A 15,785-nucleotide genomic window follows, 5' to 3' on the forward strand; every position below is an offset into this window, starting at 1 on the left:
GCGTCCGCTGCTGCCCACACCGCGTCGGCACCCTCGCCCGAGCCATCCTCACCCTCGAACACGAAGGATGAAAAACGCTCAATGGAAATTGCGGGGACACGGATGCGGTCGGCGCCGGGGGCGGTCCCGGGGGCGGGGGTTGAAAGTCGGTGTTCGGTGTGAGCGGATGGGGACGGATCCGGCGGCTTGGAGGAGCGTGGTGATGGAGATCAGGGGTGCGGTGCTGCAGGAATGCGGTCGGCCTGGGCCGTGGGAGCGGTCTCGGCCGCTCGCCGTCACCGAACTCGACCTCGACTCACCAGGGCCGGGCGAGCTGCTCGTGCAGCTGGAGGCCGCCGGGGTCTGCCACTCCGATCTGTCCGTTGTGGACGGGAACCGGGTGCGCCCGGTGCCGATGCTGCTCGGGCACGAGGCCTGCGGCCGGGTCACCGAGGTCGGCGCCGGCGTCACCGATCTCGCCGTCGGGCAGCGCGTCGTCCTGTACTTCGTGCCGCGCTGCGAGGAATGCGACGCGTGCCGCGCGGGTGGGCGGGCGCTGTGCTCGCCGGGCTGGGCCGCCAACGGTGCTGGGACGCTGCTCTCCGGCGCTCGCCGCCTGAAGTGGGACGGCCGCGAGGTGCACCACCACTGCGGCGTTTCCGGGTTCGCCACGCACGCCGTGGTCGACCGCCACTCCGTCGTGCCGGTCGCCGACGACGTGCCGCCGGAGATCGGCGCGCTGCTCGGCTGCGCGGTGCTCACCGGCGGTGGCGCGGTGAAGAACGCCGCCCGCATCGAGCCCGGCGAAGACGTCACGGTGGTGGGCGTCGGCGGTGTCGGCATGGCGGCGGTGCTGGTGGCGCTGGCCTGCGGCGCGGGCAGCGTGACCGTCGTGGATCCCTTGGCGGGCAAGCGGTCTCGCGGCCTCGAACTCGGCGCGACGAAGGCGTTGACGCCGGAGGAGGCCATGGAATCCGGGCACAAGACCTCGGTGGTCGTGGAGGCGAGCGGCAACGCGAAGGCGTTCGAGACGGCGGTTTCGGTGACCGCGCCCGCCGGGCGGACGGTCTCCGTCGGCTTGGCCTCGCCGGAGGCGCGCAGCAGCATCTCGCCGTTGGCGCTGGTGAGCGAGACCCGCACGATCATCGGCTCGTTCCTCGGTTCCGGCCTGCCCGCGCAGGACATCCCGGAGTACGCGGGCCTGTGGCGGGCCGGGAAGCTGCCGGTCGACCAGCTGGTGTCGGGCACCATCGACCTGGACGACATCAACCACGCGATGGACGAGCTCGCCGCCGGGCGGGCCATGCGCCAGGTCATCCGCTTCTGATCCGTCGTTGGCTGGTGTGGAGTGAACGGCCTGTTCGCCTCGGTAGGTGAGGTGAGCGGTCCGTTCGCTGCAGCCGTCCGGCGCCGGCGGGCATCGGCTGGTGTGGCGTGAACGGCCCGTTCGTTCCGATAGGCGAGGCGGACAGGCCGTTCGCTGCAGCACTTCGAAGCCACCAGCCGATCTACCGCGACCCCGCGCGCACATCCCAAACAGCCTTTACAGCGGCGAAAGCACCAACGAGCCCTCGAAGCCCGGTGCGTGGAATAAGGTCGGACAGGTGTCCGCACCGAACGCCCAGCCCACCGACACCGTGCTCAGGACGGGACGTCGTCGCCTGCTGTTCGGTGTCCTCTTCTCGGCGGGGCTGATCGCGTTCGGGCTCGTGGTGGTGCTGGTGGCGGCCAACGCGAGCACCGCTTTCGGCCTGCTGGCGGCGGGTTTCCTCCTGAGCTGCTGCGCCGGGGCGGCGTTGCTCCTGGTTCCCGCCTGGAAGCGGCGGCACGACTGGCTGAGCGTCGACGCCGCCGGGGTGTGCTGCGATGGCGAAGAGCAGCGCGTGATCGAGTGGCGGCGGCTCAGCGGCGTCTCCGCGCACTGGGCCGACGGGTCGATGCATACGGGCCGCATGTCCTCGTACAGCATCGAGTTGTGGCCGTCGGAGCCGATCGACCGGGACGCCGCGGTGCTGGGCCGATTCGTGCGGGACGAAGAACCGGCCGAGCCGCTGGGCCCGGAGTTGGCGGCGCTGCACTACCGGATTCCGCTGGGCGGCAGGGGATGCGACGAGGTGATCGGCGCAGCGCGCCGGCACGCGCCGCAGCTGTGGCTGGGGCAGGTGCGGGGCGAATCCCGCGGCACGCTCCCGTACGAGTAGGCCGCTACGCCGCGGCTTCGGCGACGGTGAGGCTGTCCTCGTAGACGTGGTAGCGGGTGATCAGGCCGTCCTCGCCGGTCAGGTGCAGGGCGAACGGCGTGGTGAAGGCCCGGCCGTTGGCCCTGATGACCTGTGACACCTCGCCGAGCACCACCGCGTGCGGCCCGTCGACGAGGATGTGCCCGATGCGCACCTCGGTTTCCCCGGGGACGAAACCGCCCAGCATCGCGCGGAAGAACTCGGCGACGTCGGCGCGCGTCGTGCAGTGCCGGATCCACGGCACCGCAGGCGATCCGACGATCTTCCAGTCGACGGTCTCGGCGAACATCGCGGCGATGGCGTCGGGGTCGCCGCCGGCCAGGGTCTGCAGGAAGTCGTCGACGGCTTTCCTGAAGGTCATCGCGTTTCTCCTCGGATCGGAACTGCCACGAGTCTCGCGGCGATCCCGCATCGCGTCGATTACCCCGCGGGTAATGGGAGAACTGCGCGGCACGGCGCTGCGGCACCGGCTAGCGTCGGTCCGGTCCGACAGCGTCGCGAGGAGCAGATCATGGAAGAGCAGTCCGCCCGGGGGGACATCCTGGAGACGTTGGCCGAGCGGCTGGGCAAGCGCCAGGTCTTCGGAGAACCCGTGCGGCAGGGCGACACCACCTTGCTGCCGGTCGCCCACGTCCGCACCGGCGGCGGTCGTCACGGTCGCGACGACGGTGTCGGCATCGGCGTGGATGCCCGGCCGGTCGGCGCGTTCTCGGTCTCCGCCGACGGCAAGGTCGCCTGGCACCCGGCCGTCAACGTCAACAAGATCGTCTGGGGCGGCCAGCTGGCGCTCGCCGCCGTCATCGTCTCCTTCGCGATCGCCTTCCGCCGCAAGCGCTGATCCGTGGTCAGGCCTTCGAGGCGCCGACGGCGAAAGCCGGTGCCAGCTGCTCGAAGGCCCGGTCGATCGACTTCATCCGGTCCGCGTCGCCGCGCACCCACTCCCGGGACGCGGTGTCGAGCGCCGCTGTCGCCGCGTTGGTCAGCAGATCCGCGGTGAACGCGTCGAGCCCGGATCGTTCGCGCAGGACATCGGCGACGTCCTGGCGCCACTGCTCCCGCTTCTGGTGCAGCCGGGCGCGCAGCGACTGCGTCGTTTCGATCAGCCGGAGGCTGGTCGCGTCGCGCTGCGAGGAGTGGATCTTCTCCGCCCAGCGGCGCAGCACGTGGTGCAGGCATGCCCACGGCGGCTGGTCGGCGGGCCGGGCGCGCAGGTCTTCGACGACCTGTTCGCCGAGCGCGTCGATCCCGCCGAAGACGGCGTCCTCCTTCGACGGGAAGTACCGGAAGAAGCTGCGCTTCGTCAGCCCGGCGGCCCGGGCTATCTCGTCCACGGTCGTCTCGTCGAAGCCGTGCTCGGCGAACATCTCCAGGGCCAGCTCGGCGAGTTCCGTGCGGACCGCACGTCGCGCCCGCGCCCGCAGCCCATCGGTGCCACTCGCGCTGTTCACGCACCCTAGTCTACTTTATGTCACCAGGTGCCAAATACGACATCGGGTGACATGGGAGGCGAGAAGTGGCGACGATGAGCGGCAAGACGGTGCTCGTGACCGGTGGCACCGGTGGGATCGGCAAGGAGACGGCGCGCGGCCTCGCGCGGCTGGGGGCCGACGTGATCCTGGTGGGGCGCGACGCGGATCGAGCCGAAGCGGCGGTCGCGGAGCTCCGGCGCGACACCGGCAATCCCGGCGTCGAGGCGCTGATAGCCGATGTGACCAGGCAGGACGACCTGCGTCGCCTGGCGGAGCAGGTGCGGGCTCGCGACGGCGGCCTGCACGTGCTGATCAACAACGCCGGGGTCGCCAAGGAGGGCCGGGAGCTGACCGCGGACGGCGTCGAGGTGGCGTTCGCGGCCAACGTCCTGGCCCCGTTCCTGCTCACCCATCTCCTGCTGCCCGAGCTCCGGCGCGCCGGTCGCGGGCGGGTCATCAACATCGCCGGCGGGGTGCCGCGCGGCCGGATCGACCTGGACAACCTGCAAGGCGAGAAGTCCTACGCGGGGCTCGCGTTCTACAACCAGACCAAGCTCGCGCTGATGGCGATGAGCCGCGCCTTCGCCGAGCACCTGCGGGAGCCCGGGATCACGATCAACGTCGCGTATCCCGGACACGCCTACACGTCCATGAACAAGAACCTGACGACGAGCGCGTATCCGTTGGCGGCGCGGCCGTTGGTGCCGCTGCTGAGGATCCTCATGCCGGTCGTCTACGGCGGTGCGGCGGCCGAGAAAGCGGCCACCTCCAGCATTCGCCTGGCGTCCGATCCGGGTCTCGCCGACGTGCACGGCGTCTACTTCAACAGCAAGGCCCGGCGGACCCCGTGGCCGGCGAGCGTCCGCGACCGGCGCAACCGGGATGCGATCTGGGCGCTGTGCCGGGAGCTCGGCCGGATCGAGGGTTGATTCAGCGGCCGTCTTCGCGGTCGGCCGCAGCCAGGATCGTGTCGAGCAGGCCGGGGAACCTGGCTTCGAGGTCGTCGTGGCGCAGCGACAGCAGGTTCTCCCGGCCGGACGGCTGCTGCCAGATCACGCCGCTGTCCCGCAGTACCCGCCAATGCCTGGTCAGGGTCGACTTCGACACGCCTTCGACGATGCTTCCGCAGCTCTGCTCGCCGCCGGTGGCGAGCGCGCGGACGATGGTCATCCGCAGCGGGTTGGCCAGCGCGGTGAGGACGTCCTGCAGCTGGATCTGGTCGCGGTCCGGATGCGTGCCGATCACCTCGTCGAGTCTACGCAAAAGTACGCGTGGACGTGAACAGACCTCCGTTCGATTGTTGACGCATACGTGAACTGTTCACTAATGTGCGTACAGTTGATCAAGATCAATCGAATGGAAGGGCCGACATGTCCGCGCTCTCGACATCGCCGCCCGACACCGGTCGCAGCCTGGGGTGGAGCCTGGCGCTGCTGGCCTTGGCGCAGCTGATCTTCTCGCTGGACCTGAACATCGTGTTCGTCGCGCTCCCGGAGATCGGCGCCGAACTGGGCTTCCCGAACCAGACCCAGCAATGGGTGGTCGGCGCCTACGCGGTGTTCGCCGGCGGCTTCCTGCTGCTCGGCGGCCGGGCGGCCGACCTGTTCGGCCGCCGGCGGATTTTCGTCGCGGCCCTCGCCGTCTACGCGGCCTCGTCGCTGGCCGGCGGGCTGGCGACCGGCCCCGGGCTGATCATCGCCGCGCGCATGGTGCAGGGCATCGGCGGCGCGATGCTACTGCCGTCGACGCTCTCGCTGATCAACACGCTGTTCGAGGAAGGGTCGCGGCGGAACCGGGCACTCGCGGTGTGGGGCGGGGCGGGTGCCAGCGGGCTCACCGTGGGCGCCCTGCTGGGCGGCGTCCTGACCGAGTTCTTCGGCTGGCCGGCGGTTTTCTACGTGAACGTGCCGTTGGCCGGGCTGGTCGCGGTCGCCGCGCTGGCCGTCATTCCGCGCGATGCGGCCGCGCAGCGCGGACGGCGCTTCGACGTGCCAGGTGCGCTGACGGTCACCGGCGGCGCCACGCTGCTCGTGTACGCGCTCGTGCAGGGAGCCGAAGTGGGTTGGGGCGCAACGGATGTAGTCGTGGCTGCGGCGCTCGCGGTGGTACTGCTCATCGCGTTCGCGTTCATCGAGGTGCGCAGCGCGGATCCGCTGATGCCGCCGCGCCTGCTGCGCAACCGGAGCCTCGTCGTCGGTGTCACCGCCACGTTCGTCTACATGGGCACGTTCGGCGCGCTGCCGTACTTCCTCACGATCCTCTTCCAGCAGGTGCACGGATTCAGCGCGCTGCAGACCGGGCTCGGCTTCCTGCCGCCGGCACTGGCGATCGCCGCCGGAACGCAGCTCGGCGAGCGCGCCGCCACCCGGTTCGGCACCCGTGCCACGCTCGTGGCGGGCGGAGTCATCGGAGTGGTCGGGACGGTGGTCCTGGCCGTCGGCTTCCAGGACGGTGCGGGCTACCTCGTCGCGGTTCCCGGGCTGCTGGTCTCCGGCATCGGGCAGGGGATCACCTGGACCGCGATGTGGATCGCGGCCGGATCCGGCGTCGCCGCAGGGGAACAGGGCGTCGCGTCCGGCATGGCTTCGACGACGCTGAACCTGGGCAACGCCATCGGCATCGCCGGGCTGACCGCCGTCGCCTACGCCGGGCATGCCGCCGAGCCCGCTGTGCTGGCCGACGGCGGGCGGCTCGCGGTGCTGCTCGCGGCGGTGGGGATGGTGCTCGGGGTGCTGCTCGCGTTCGCCTTGCCGCGCAAGGAGATCCGGTAGCTCAGGTGTCGATGGTCTCCGGGTTCATGCCGGACCAGGCGATCAGGCGGTCCGCGACCTCTCCCACCGTCGGACGGGACTTCGGGTCCGGGTCGAGGCAGGCGTCGACGGTGCGGGACAGCGCCGCGGGCAGGCGGCGGTGGGTGCGCAGCGGCGCGGCAGTGTTGTGCCGCTGCGGGTAGTAGCGGGTGCCGTCGTCGTTGCGCTCGCTGGAGGAAACCTCTGCCCACGGCGTGGTGCCGGACAGGGCCTCGTACAACGTGATGCCGAGGCCCCAGGTGTCCGCCGCCGGCGTCATCTCGCCGCCGGCCGCCTGCTCCGGGGAGAGGTAGTCGAACGTCCCGGCCGAGCTGTGCTCGCCGATCCGGCAGGCGAGGCTGAGGTCGAGCAGCACCGCCCGGCCGCCGACCTCGACCACGTTCGACGGCTTCACGTCGATGTGCACCCAGCCGCGGCGGTGCAGGTAGCCGAGCACCGAGCACAGCTGGATGCCCAGCACCGCGGTGTCGATCGGCCGCAGCCGCCCGAGCTCCTCGATCAGGAAGCCCAGCGTGTGCCCCGGCAGCGTCTCGGTGATCACCACTGGCCGCGCCGGCTCGTCGGCCTGCGCGATCTCGTAGCCGCGCACCAGGTGCGGATGCGTGAACTGGGTCAGCAGCACGCCTTCGTTGCGCAGCCAGCCGATCGCGCGCTCGTCCGCGGCGCGCTCCGGCCGGACGGTCTTGGCGATGCAGCGGCAGGACCGCTCCTCGCTCCACACGTCGTAGACGTCCAGCCGGCTGCCGCGGCGCAGGTGCCCGACCACCCGGTAGCCGGGGGCGAGCACGTCACCCGGCGCGAGCGGCGGTCCCGGCGGTCCCCAGTCCTGGTCGGGTTCGCCGTAGTAGTAGGAGCTCAACGAATCGATCAGCACCGAACCGAGCCGATTGCGCGGCGTCAGCTGTGGCTGCGACGGCGGTAGTGGCCGTGGCTGCTGCTGCTCGAGTGGCGGCGGCGGCGGTGTCCGCTGCTGCTGTCATACCGGCGGCGGTGCCCACCGCTGCTCGAATGCCTGCGGCGGTGCCCGCCGCTGCTGGAGTGGCCGTGCGAATGGTGCTTCGCCGGCGACACCATCTTGAACAGCTTCGAAAGATCCATCGGCCCAGCTCCCGCATCGATCGGTGCCCGCGCGGTCGCGCGGCCCTTTGATCATTGTTCCTGGATTTCGGGGCGCGGTCGAGGAGTTTTGTACCTTTCGCGAATTTGGCCCAACGGCGGACTCGTCGGCGGCGATGGCCAGTGGTATGACCATCGCCGCCGACGAGCGGTCATCGCCTGGTCACAGGGGCTGCTGGACCGCCGCGGCGGCATCGACGACGCCGTAGCCGTAAACCGGGTTGAAGACCCCGCGCAGCCCCACCAGCGGCGTGCGGGCGGTGGTCATCAGCGCCTTCTCGATGCCGTCGGCGTCGCGGCCCTGCGCGCCGAGCAGCGCCGCGACACCCGCGACCTGCGGGGCCGCCATGGAGGTTCCGGCGAAGGAGTCGTAGTCGGCCTGCCCGCACTTCGCCGAACCGGCACCGCGCGGCACCGTCGACCAGATGTCCGCGTCGCAGCCCTGCTTGGACTTGCCGCCCGGGGCGGACACGGCCCTGGTGTCCAGCTTGAGGGCGAGGTTGGAGTACGTGGAGTGGAGTTCGTCGGCGTCCGTCGCGGCGACGCACAGCGCGCCGGACTCCCAGGCTGGGGTGTCGCACAGCGGAGCGGTTTCGTTGCCCGCCGAGGCGACCACGACCACGCCCTTCTCGCGGGCGTAGGCGATGGCGTCCTTCGTCTCGTTGGCCAGCCCGAGCAGCGTCAGCAGCTGCGTGCCGGGCTGCGCGCCGAGGCTGAGGTTCACGACGTTCGCGCCGTGGTCGGCGGCGTAGCGGACGCCCGCGCCGATGTCGGCGAACGTGCCGGAACCGTTCTCCAGCGCCTTGATCGGCATGATCCGCGCGTCCGGAGCGACGCCGGCGATCCCGATGCCGTTCCCGGCGACCGCCGCGGCGATGCCCGCGACGTGGGTGCCGTGCACGTCGGTCGGCTGACCCACGCCGTCCACGCCCAGCCAGTCGCCGTTGCCGCACGGCGCCGGCCGGTCGCCGCAGCCGGCGAAGGTCGCGCCCGGCACCAGCTTCGGCGCCAGGTCGGGGTGGCCGAGGTCGACGCCGGTGTCCACCACGGCGATGACCTGGCCCGCGCCGGTGCTGGTGGCCCACGCCTCGGGGGCCCGCAGCTGGGCGAGTCCCCACTGCTTCTCGCCGAGCGGGTCCACCGCGGATTGCCCGCTCGCGGCCGCCTGGGTCGCGAGGACCGATAAACCGACCAATCCGGCGGTGATCAGGGCCCGCATCCGCATCGAGATCTCCCAACTTCGGCAGGAATTTCGCCGGATCAACGAGCCTCGTCGGGAGCCGGTGCGCGGGTCGGGGCAGAAGCGGCCGTTCGCCGCGCCAAGTTCGGACGCCCGGCCCAACGCCGACGCCGGAAATGCGTTCCCCGCACCGGATTTCCGGTTCGGCCCGGACGGGTGGGTTGCCCGGCTGCGGGCCGTACCGGGGTCCGGGGTTCCGCAATTTCCATTGAAATCGAACCTTCGATTTCAATGGAAATTGCGGACGACCTGGGGAGGCCTGCGGAGGAGGAGCTCTGCAAACGGGAAGGGCGTCCTTCGCCGGTGCTGCCGGTGAAGGACGCCCTCGGGTGGGGTTGTTACCTGGTGGATTCGGATTCCTGCGCGGACGCCCGCGGCTCCGGAACGGCGTCCAGGTGACCGGCGTCGGCTTCGTCGCGGTGGTACTCCCCGGGGGCCGTGCCGACCACCGCGACCGTGTCACCGCCCACCGTCGGCTCCGCCTCCGCGGGCCGCTTCCGCCAGGCGTTGAACAGCAGGTTCAGCAGCAGGGCCGCGATGCAGCCGGTGCTGATGCCGGAGTCGAGCACGGTGCGCAGCGCGGCCGGGAAGTGCTCGTAGAAGTGCGGCGCGACGACCGGGACCATGCCGATGCCCAGCGATCCCGCCACGATCAGCGAGTTGAACGGGTCGCCCAGGTCGGACTTGCCGAGCGTCCGGATGCCGCTGGTGGTCACCGAACCGAACAGCACCAGCGCGGCGCCGCCCAGCACCGGCTGCGGGACCAGCGAGACGACCGCGCCGACCACCGGGAACAGGCCCAGCAGCACCAGCACGCCACCCGCGGTGGCGACCACGTACCGGCTGCGGACCCGGGTCAGCGCCACCAGGCCGATGTTCTGCGCGAAGGCGCTGCAGGTGAAGCCGCCGAAGACGGCGCTGATCGCGCTGCCGGCGCCGTCGGCGCGCAGGCCGGCCGCGATGGTCTTCTCGTCCGCGGGCCGGTCCACGATCTCGCCGAGCGCGATCATGTCCGCGGTGGTCTCCATCATCGCCACCAGCATCACGATGCAGATCGAGATGGTCGCGGTGATGTTGAAGGTCGGGGTGCCCAGCGCGAACGGGGTCGGGAAGTTGAACAGCGGCGCCGACTCGAAGGTCTCGGTGTCGATCAGCCCGACCGGCCAGGCGATCAGGGTGCCCGCCACCAGGCCGAGCAGCAGCGCGATCCGGTTCCAGAAGCCCTTGAGGAAGCGGTTGAACAGCAGCACCAGCGCGAACGTCACCGCGCCGAGCGCGATCTTCTCCGGCGCCGCGTAGTCGGGCGCCTCGGCGTTGTTGCCCGCGATCCACTTGATGCCCATCGGCATCAGGGACAGGCCGATGAGCGTGATCACGGTGCCGTTGACCACCGGCGGGAAGAACCGCACCAGCCGGGAGAAGTAGGGGGCGATCACGAAGGCCAGCACGCCGGCGATCAGCACCGAGCCGTAGATCACCGACAGCGGATTTCCCTGGCCCTGCTGCGCGACGATGGCCAGCATCGGCGCGACGGAGCCGAACGTGACGCCGTTGACGAACGGCAGCCGGGCACCGATCTTCCACACGCCCAGCGACTGCAACATGGTGGCCAGGCCCGCGGTGAACAGGCTCGCGCCGATCAGCAGGGTCATCTCCAGCGGCGCCAGGCCCATGGCCTCGCCGATGATCAGCGGCGGCGCCACCACGCCGGCGTACATCGCGGCGATGTGCTGGATGCCGAACGCCAGCAGACGCGCCGGCGGCATTACCTCGTCCACCGGGTGGACATCGGTGGGTTTTCCGTTCCTGGTGCCGCGGTTGCGACGGGTCTTGAAGAGGGCCATAGGGGACTCCTGGGCCGCAGGGGCTGGTCAGATCAAGTCACTATCAGCGCCGGGTTTGTTCGCTGTTTCTCTTCATTGCCGGGAAATCAACCTTCGATCCACAATGGACCGATGGTTCTCGGGCGACTGCCGGGCGCCCGAAGCTCGGGTAGCAGAAGGGGCCACCAGGGAATCTCCGGTGGCCCCAACTGCAGGATCAACGGTGATCCTCGATTGCCGGTTCTCCTCGCGCGTGGGGGAGGCCCGGCGGTCGAAAACTGCGAGAACTGCGGTGAACGATCAGAACTGCGGCAGGCTGTACCAGGCCTGCGGTGCTTCTTCGACGTCGTCGCGGGTGACGACGCCTTCGATCAGGCCGTACGGCCGGTCCGCGGCGAAGAACACCTCGTTGTTGTTCTCCAGCCCGCAGTAATCGAGGTCGACCAGGAAGTGGTGCTTGTTCGGCAGCGACAGCCGGACCTCGGCCACCTCCGGGTGCTTCTCCATCGCGGCCTTGCCCATCTCGTACAGGCTCTGCTGCAGCGCCAGGCTGTGCGTGGTGGCGAAGGCCTCCAGCATCGTCGCCCGGATCGACTCGAAGCTCTTGCCCCAGTCCACGTCGGTGTGGAGGTAGCGCCAGCGGGCGGTCACCGCGGTGGCCAGGATCCGGTCGTTGGTCTCGGCCAGCGTCGTGTACTTGTCCTTGGGGTAGCCCCAGAACTCCGAGCCGGTGGACTTGAGGACGATCAGGTCCTTCAGCCCGGACACCACGTGCGCCTGGTCGCCGTCGATGGTGACCGCCGTGGTGCGCTTCTCGTCGGTGGAGCGGGCGAAGGAGTGGTCGTGGCCGGTGCCGCCGACCGGGATCCGCTCCCAGCTGTACTCGTCGATGAGGATGCGCGCGCCGGTGATGCCGTCCGCCGTGCCGACGAAGTGCCGGCCGAGCCGCAGCGCGAAGTCCTCGATCTCGCCGATCGGCGCCTCCTTGGCGAAGGCGTAGACCGTGTTCTTCTGCGTGTCGGTCGGCAGGCAGTTGCTGTTGTCGCCGGTGAGGTGCACGTCGTCGAGGTCGCCGCGCAGCGAGGAGCTGACGTTGAGGTCCTTGATGGTGTGCCGCGCGTTGTCCCGGTTCACCGAGACGATGCGGACCTCGGCCTTGCCATACTGGTTGGGGCCCATGACGATGCCCATGCGGTGATCAGCTCCCTCGGTAGGTGGAATAGGCGAACGGGCTCAGCAGCAGCGGGACGTGGTAGTGCTGCCCGGGGTCGGCGATCCGGAAGGTGATCTGCACCTGCGGGTAGAAGGTCGCGACGCCCTGGCGGTCGAAGTACTCGCCGGTCTCGAAGGTGAGCCGGTAGTCCCCGGCCTCCAGCCGGTCCGGGCCCAGGTCCTTGATCCGGCCGTCGTCGTCGGTGCGGCCGGCGGCGATCGAATTCCAGTCGGCGCCCCTGGCGGCCTCCAACCGGATCGCGACCCCGGCGGCGGGGGCGCCCCGCGCGGCGTCGAGCACGTGGGTGGTGACGGCACTCATCCTTCGATCACCTTTGCCAATCTCAGACGTGCGATCTTGCGGAGTTCGTCGGCGACGATCCGCAGCTCTGCTCCGGGCTCGTTGTCCAGCCGCGAGTGCAGGATCTCCAGCAGCTCCGCGCCGCTGCGACCGGCGGCGCAGACCAGGTACACGTGCCCGAACCGCTGTTCGTAGGCCTCGTTGCCCTCGCGCAGCGCGCGGGCCAGCTCGGCGTCGCCGCCGTCGACCCCGGACTGCTCGTTGCGGGAGAACTTGGCCGAGGTGTCCTCGCCGGTGGCGCGCTCGCCGATTCGGGGGTGTGCGGCGAGCGCGCCGTCGATCTCCTCGGGGGTCAGCTCCGGCGCGGCGGCGTCGGCGGCCTGGTAGACGGCGTCCACGTCGGCGAACGGGCGCCGGTCGGCGATGTCGGCGGCCCAGCGGGGGATGTCCAGGCAGGCGAGGAGCCGCTGGACGAGTTCCGCTCGGGGCAGGCCGTTCAGCCGGTCCGTTTCGGTCGTTGTTGACATCGCAAACTCTCACAGGATGTGCGGCCCCGAAGAGGTTTTCGGGATTGGCGGAGGCGGCGGACGAGAGTCCGAGCATGCCTGGGCTGTGCTGCGGTTGCCGGTCACGAGCTCCGGTGCGGCAAAAGCTACGACCGTGCTCCGCCAAGTGTCAACACTTTGTTGAAAAATCCTGGTCCCGCGTTGTGCGCTTGGCACAAATCCGGGCGAACCGCCCGGCGCGTGGAAGCGTGCGCCGACGCCTCGGCGGAGGGAAGCGGTCGCGTGGCTCGTGCGCACTTTGGAGCGCTATGGCGATCCAAAGCGCTCACGAGTGTGACCAGTGAGAACGGGGCGCTTCGAGGTGCTGCCCGGGTCAGCTCCGGTTGGACTGCTCGCGGTTGAGGTAGTTGTAGACCGTGAAGCGGCTGACGCCGAGCGCCTTGGCCACCGTCTCGACGGATTTGCGCAGGGTGAACGCGCCGCGCTCCTCCAGTAGCCGGACGGCGCGCTGCTTGTCCGGGCGCGGCAGGTCCGGCAGGCGCCCGCCGAGCTCGCCTTCGACGTCCCGGATCATCCGGTCGAGGGCGCTGGTCAGCTCCTGACCGGGCAGTCGGACCGCGACCACCGGCGCGCCCTCCCAGTACAGGACGATGTCGCCGGGTTCGCGCTCGTCCGCGGGCACGGCGGTGCCGCCGATGTGCTCCAGCAGCGGAGCGAGCGCGTTGGCGAGCGGATGCACGCCGACCAGCCTAAACCCGGTCGTCGTCGGCATCGCCGACGGTCACCTGCAGGGTGATCCGGTTCGCACCGGTGCTCAGCACGGTTTCCATCACGGCGGCGAGCGCGGGCAGCAGCTGCTCGCGCTCGCCGCTGATCGAGGTGCCCAGCGGGCCGAATTCGGGCTCCAGCCCGGCGGCGAGCAGGCAGTCTCGGGCGGCCACGGCGTGGGCCGGCGGCTCGCCCTCCCCTTCGAAGGGCTCGGTCGTGAACTCAGCTCGCAAGATCATTGGTGTGACCTCCCGGTTGAACCGTATCCGCCCAGGTGGGGCCGCCGCGCGGGACTGGCTCTCCGCGGCTTCTGCGCTGGTGGGGCGGCCGTGGGTGACCGGTGGGTAACCGGGGGTGGGGCGTTGACCGCCGACTCCCTTGTCGCTAATCTATCGTTGTACGAAATAAGACTTCCGCATAACGAAATTTCTCCCGAGGGGGGTGCCGATGAATCCGAACCGCTACGACGTCAACCTCTCGATCCTGTTCACCGAACTGGACGTGCTGGACCGTCCCGCCGCGGCGAAGGCCGCCGGATTCGACAAGGTGGAGTTCTGGTGGCCGTTCCCGGTCGCGGTGCCCACCGACCGCGAGGTGGACCGGTTCGTCCAGGCGATCTCCGACGCCGGGGTTTCGCTGGTGGGCCTGAACTTCTTCGCCGGTGACATGCCCGCGGGAGATCGCGGCGTGCTGTCGAACCCGGACCGCGCCGGAGAATTCGCCGACAACGTCGACGTTGCGGTCGGCATCGGCGAGCGGCTGGGCTGCCGGGCCTTCAACGCCCTGTACGGCAACCGGATCGACGGGGTCGAGGCGGCGGCGCAGGACGACGTGGCCGTCGAGAGCCTGGTGCGCGCGGCGAAGGGCGCCGAGCGCATCGGCGGCGTGGTGCTGATCGAGCCGGTCAGCGGCACGCCCGCGTACCCGCTGAAGACCGCCGCCGACGCGCTCGCGGTGATCGACCGCGTGCACGCCCAAGGCGTCGACAACCTGCGGCTGCTGTTCGACCTCTACCACCTGACGGTCAACGGCGACGACCCGGACGCGGTGATCGACCAGCACGCGAACGCCATCGGGCACGTGCAGATCGCCGACGCGCCGGGCCGCAACGAGCCGGGCACCGGCGAGATCGACTTCGAGCACTACTTCGACAAGCTCGACGCGGCGGGCTACACCGGCCACATCGGACTGGAGTACAAGCCGAGCGGCGCCAGCGCCGACAGCTTCGGCTGGATCAAGCGCTGAGCGCTCGTGAGCGCCGGTCCTCACCGGAGCCAGCGCTCACGAGCGGCGACAACCACGGAGGTACCACAACCATGAGCAAGGTCGGATTCATCGGACTGGGCATCATGGGCGGCCCGATGGCGGCCAACCTGGTCAAGGCCGGCCACGAGGTCACCGGCTACAACCGCAGCCAGGCCAAGGTCGACCAGTTGGTCGCCGATGGCGGCAAGGCCGCGGCGAGCGTGGCCGAGGCCGTCCGCGACGCCGAGATCATCTTCATCATGCTGCCGGATTCGCCGGACGTCGAGGCCGTCGTGCTCGGCGAGGACGGCGTGCTGGCCAGCGCCAAGCAGGGCGCAGTGCTCATCGACTGCAGCACGATCCGTCCCGACGTGTCGCGCCGCGTCGCCGAAGCCGCCGCCGAGAAGGGCGTGCGGGCGATCGACGCGCCGGTCAGCGGCGGCGAGCCGAAGGCGATCGACGGCACGCTGTCGATCATGGTCGGTGGCGAGGCGGATGCCTTCGCCGCGGCCGAGGCTGCGCTGGGCGCGGTCGGCACCACGATCGTCCACGTTGGACCCGCCGGAGCCGGGCAGACCGTCAAGGCGGCCAACCAGCTCATCGTCGCGGGCAACATCGGGCTGGTAGCCGAGGCCCTGGTGTTCCTGGAGGCGCACGGCGTCGACACCGAGGCGGGGCTGAAGGTGCTCGGCGGCGGGCTCGCCGGCAGCACCGTGCTCGACGCCAAGGGCGCGAAGATGCGCAACCGCGAGTTCGCCCCGGGCTTCCGGCTCGAACTGCACCACAAGGACATGGGCATCGTGCAGGCCGCCGCGCGCGACGCGGGCCTGTCGATCCCGATCGGTTCGCTGGTGAGCCAGCTCGTCGCCGCGGCCGTCGCGCAGGGCGACGGCAAGCTCGACCACTCCGGTCTGCTCAAGCAGATCACGCAGCTCAACGGTCGCGACTGAGACCGCGGTGGGGGGGGGGGGGGTTCTCGTCTCCCGTGGCCACGGCCCCCCGCGACACCGCCCCCCCACCCCCCCAGTCCGCAACTTTCACGAGAAGCAGAGGTTCGAGTTTCCCTGAAAGTGCGG

19 protein-coding genes are annotated in these 15,785 nt (G+C 70.4%); 7 read left to right on the forward strand and 12 right to left on the reverse strand.

Going from position 1 to position 15,785, the window contains the following annotated elements; translation table 11 throughout:
• Nucleotides 1–202: 202 nt before the first annotated feature.
• Nucleotides 203–1,306 (forward strand): alcohol dehydrogenase catalytic domain-containing protein, encoded by a 1,104-nt coding sequence (locus AC07FN_RS43675; RefSeq protein WP_478400996.1) that lies wholly within the window; start codon nt 203–205, stop codon nt 1,304–1,306.
• Between the two features lie 277 nt (nt 1,307–1,583).
• The gene (locus AC07FN_RS43680; RefSeq protein ID WP_478400997.1) at nt 1,584–2,180 is read left to right on the forward strand and encodes a hypothetical protein; all 597 of its coding nucleotides are present in this window, start codon (nt 1,584–1,586) and stop codon (nt 2,178–2,180) included.
• 4 nt (nt 2,181–2,184) lie between these two features.
• Here the strand turns inward: AC07FN_RS43680 and AC07FN_RS43685 are convergent, their stop codons facing one another.
• Nucleotides 2,185–2,580, reverse strand: coding sequence for a nuclear transport factor 2 family protein (locus tag AC07FN_RS43685; RefSeq protein ID WP_478400998.1), 396 nt, complete (start codon nt 2,578–2,580; stop codon nt 2,185–2,187).
• A 150-nt stretch (nt 2,581–2,730) separates the two neighbouring features.
• Between AC07FN_RS43685 and AC07FN_RS43690 the strand changes: the two genes are divergently transcribed.
• Nucleotides 2,731–3,057 carry a hypothetical protein gene (locus AC07FN_RS43690; RefSeq protein WP_478400999.1) on the forward strand — a complete coding sequence of 109 codons (327 nt, stop codon included), beginning with the start codon at nt 2,731–2,733 and terminating at the stop codon, nt 3,055–3,057.
• A 7-nt stretch (nt 3,058–3,064) separates the two neighbouring features.
• Here AC07FN_RS43690 and AC07FN_RS43695 read toward each other — a convergent pair whose 3' ends face one another.
• Complete coding sequence (locus AC07FN_RS43695) at nt 3,065–3,667, reverse strand: TetR family transcriptional regulator (protein WP_478401000.1); 603 nt, start codon at nt 3,665–3,667, stop codon at nt 3,065–3,067.
• 74 nt (nt 3,668–3,741) lie between these two features.
• On the opposite strand from AC07FN_RS43695, the gene AC07FN_RS43700 reads away from it, so the two are divergent.
• On the forward strand, nt 3,742–4,617 hold the full coding sequence (locus tag AC07FN_RS43700; protein ID WP_478401001.1) for an SDR family NAD(P)-dependent oxidoreductase: 876 nt from the start codon (nt 3,742–3,744) through the stop codon (nt 4,615–4,617).
• A gap of 1 nt (nt 4,618) precedes the next feature.
• Here the strand turns inward: AC07FN_RS43700 and AC07FN_RS43705 are convergent, their stop codons facing one another.
• Complete coding sequence (locus AC07FN_RS43705; RefSeq protein WP_478401002.1) at nt 4,619–4,933, reverse strand: ArsR/SmtB family transcription factor; 315 nt, start codon at nt 4,931–4,933, stop codon at nt 4,619–4,621.
• Nucleotides 4,934–5,058: 125 nt separating this feature from the next.
• Here AC07FN_RS43705 and AC07FN_RS43710 point away from each other — a divergent pair, with 125 nt between their 5' ends.
• Entirely contained in the window at nt 5,059–6,459 is a 1,401-nt protein-coding gene (locus tag AC07FN_RS43710) for an MFS transporter (RefSeq protein WP_478401003.1), read from the forward strand.
• A gap of 1 nt (nt 6,460) precedes the next feature.
• Here the strand turns inward: AC07FN_RS43710 and AC07FN_RS43715 are convergent, their stop codons facing one another.
• The 9 genes from AC07FN_RS43715 to AC07FN_RS43755 all read right to left on the reverse strand — a co-directional run bounded on the left by AC07FN_RS43715 (nt 6,461) and on the right by AC07FN_RS43755 (nt 13,703).
• Nucleotides 6,461–7,372 (reverse strand): serine/threonine-protein kinase, encoded by a 912-nt coding sequence (locus AC07FN_RS43715; protein ID WP_358575018.1) that lies wholly within the window; start codon nt 7,370–7,372, stop codon nt 6,461–6,463.
• Between the two features lie 23 nt (nt 7,373–7,395).
• On the reverse strand, nt 7,396–7,596 hold the full coding sequence (locus AC07FN_RS43720) for a hypothetical protein (protein ID WP_358575019.1): 201 nt from the start codon (nt 7,594–7,596) through the stop codon (nt 7,396–7,398).
• Nucleotides 7,597–7,777: 181 nt separating this feature from the next.
• Complete coding sequence (locus tag AC07FN_RS43725) at nt 7,778–8,839, reverse strand: S8 family serine peptidase (RefSeq protein ID WP_478401004.1); 1,062 nt, start codon at nt 8,837–8,839, stop codon at nt 7,778–7,780.
• Nucleotides 8,840–9,192: 353 nt separating this feature from the next.
• On the reverse strand, nt 9,193–10,698 hold the full coding sequence (locus AC07FN_RS43730) for a nucleobase:cation symporter-2 family protein (RefSeq protein WP_478401005.1): 1,506 nt from the start codon (nt 10,696–10,698) through the stop codon (nt 9,193–9,195).
• Nucleotides 10,699–10,977: 279 nt separating this feature from the next.
• Nucleotides 10,978–11,868 carry a factor-independent urate hydroxylase gene (pucL, locus tag AC07FN_RS43735; RefSeq protein ID WP_478401006.1) on the reverse strand — a complete coding sequence of 297 codons (891 nt, stop codon included), beginning with the start codon at nt 11,866–11,868 and terminating at the stop codon, nt 10,978–10,980.
• 7 nt (nt 11,869–11,875) lie between these two features.
• The gene (gene uraH / locus AC07FN_RS43740; protein WP_478401007.1) at nt 11,876–12,211 is read right to left on the reverse strand and encodes a hydroxyisourate hydrolase; all 336 of its coding nucleotides are present in this window, start codon (nt 12,209–12,211) and stop codon (nt 11,876–11,878) included.
• Complete coding sequence (gene uraD / locus AC07FN_RS43745; protein ID WP_478401008.1) at nt 12,208–12,717, reverse strand: 2-oxo-4-hydroxy-4-carboxy-5-ureidoimidazoline decarboxylase; 510 nt, start codon at nt 12,715–12,717, stop codon at nt 12,208–12,210. The genes uraH and uraD overlap by 4 nt, the downstream gene beginning before the upstream one ends.
• Before the next feature lie 352 nt (nt 12,718–13,069).
• Nucleotides 13,070–13,468, reverse strand: a complete 399-nt coding sequence (locus tag AC07FN_RS43750) for a helix-turn-helix domain-containing protein (protein WP_478401009.1) — start codon at nt 13,466–13,468, stop codon at nt 13,070–13,072.
• Complete coding sequence (locus AC07FN_RS43755) at nt 13,446–13,703, reverse strand: thiamine-binding protein (protein ID WP_132491684.1); 258 nt, start codon at nt 13,701–13,703, stop codon at nt 13,446–13,448. Before AC07FN_RS43755 ends, AC07FN_RS43750 begins: the two co-directional genes overlap by 23 nt.
• Before the next feature lie 208 nt (nt 13,704–13,911).
• Between AC07FN_RS43755 and AC07FN_RS43760 the strand changes: the two genes are divergently transcribed.
• The gene (locus AC07FN_RS43760) at nt 13,912–14,709 is read left to right on the forward strand and encodes a hydroxypyruvate isomerase family protein (protein WP_478401010.1); all 798 of its coding nucleotides are present in this window, start codon (nt 13,912–13,914) and stop codon (nt 14,707–14,709) included.
• Nucleotides 14,706–15,659 carry a 2-hydroxy-3-oxopropionate reductase gene (locus AC07FN_RS43765; RefSeq protein ID WP_478401016.1) on the forward strand — a complete coding sequence of 318 codons (954 nt, stop codon included), beginning with the start codon at nt 14,706–14,708 and terminating at the stop codon, nt 15,657–15,659. Before AC07FN_RS43760 ends, AC07FN_RS43765 begins: the two co-directional genes overlap by 4 nt.
• Nucleotides 15,660–15,785 lie beyond the last annotated feature (126 nt).

It is taken from the genome of Saccharopolyspora sp. NPDC045941 (assembly GCF_056431445.1).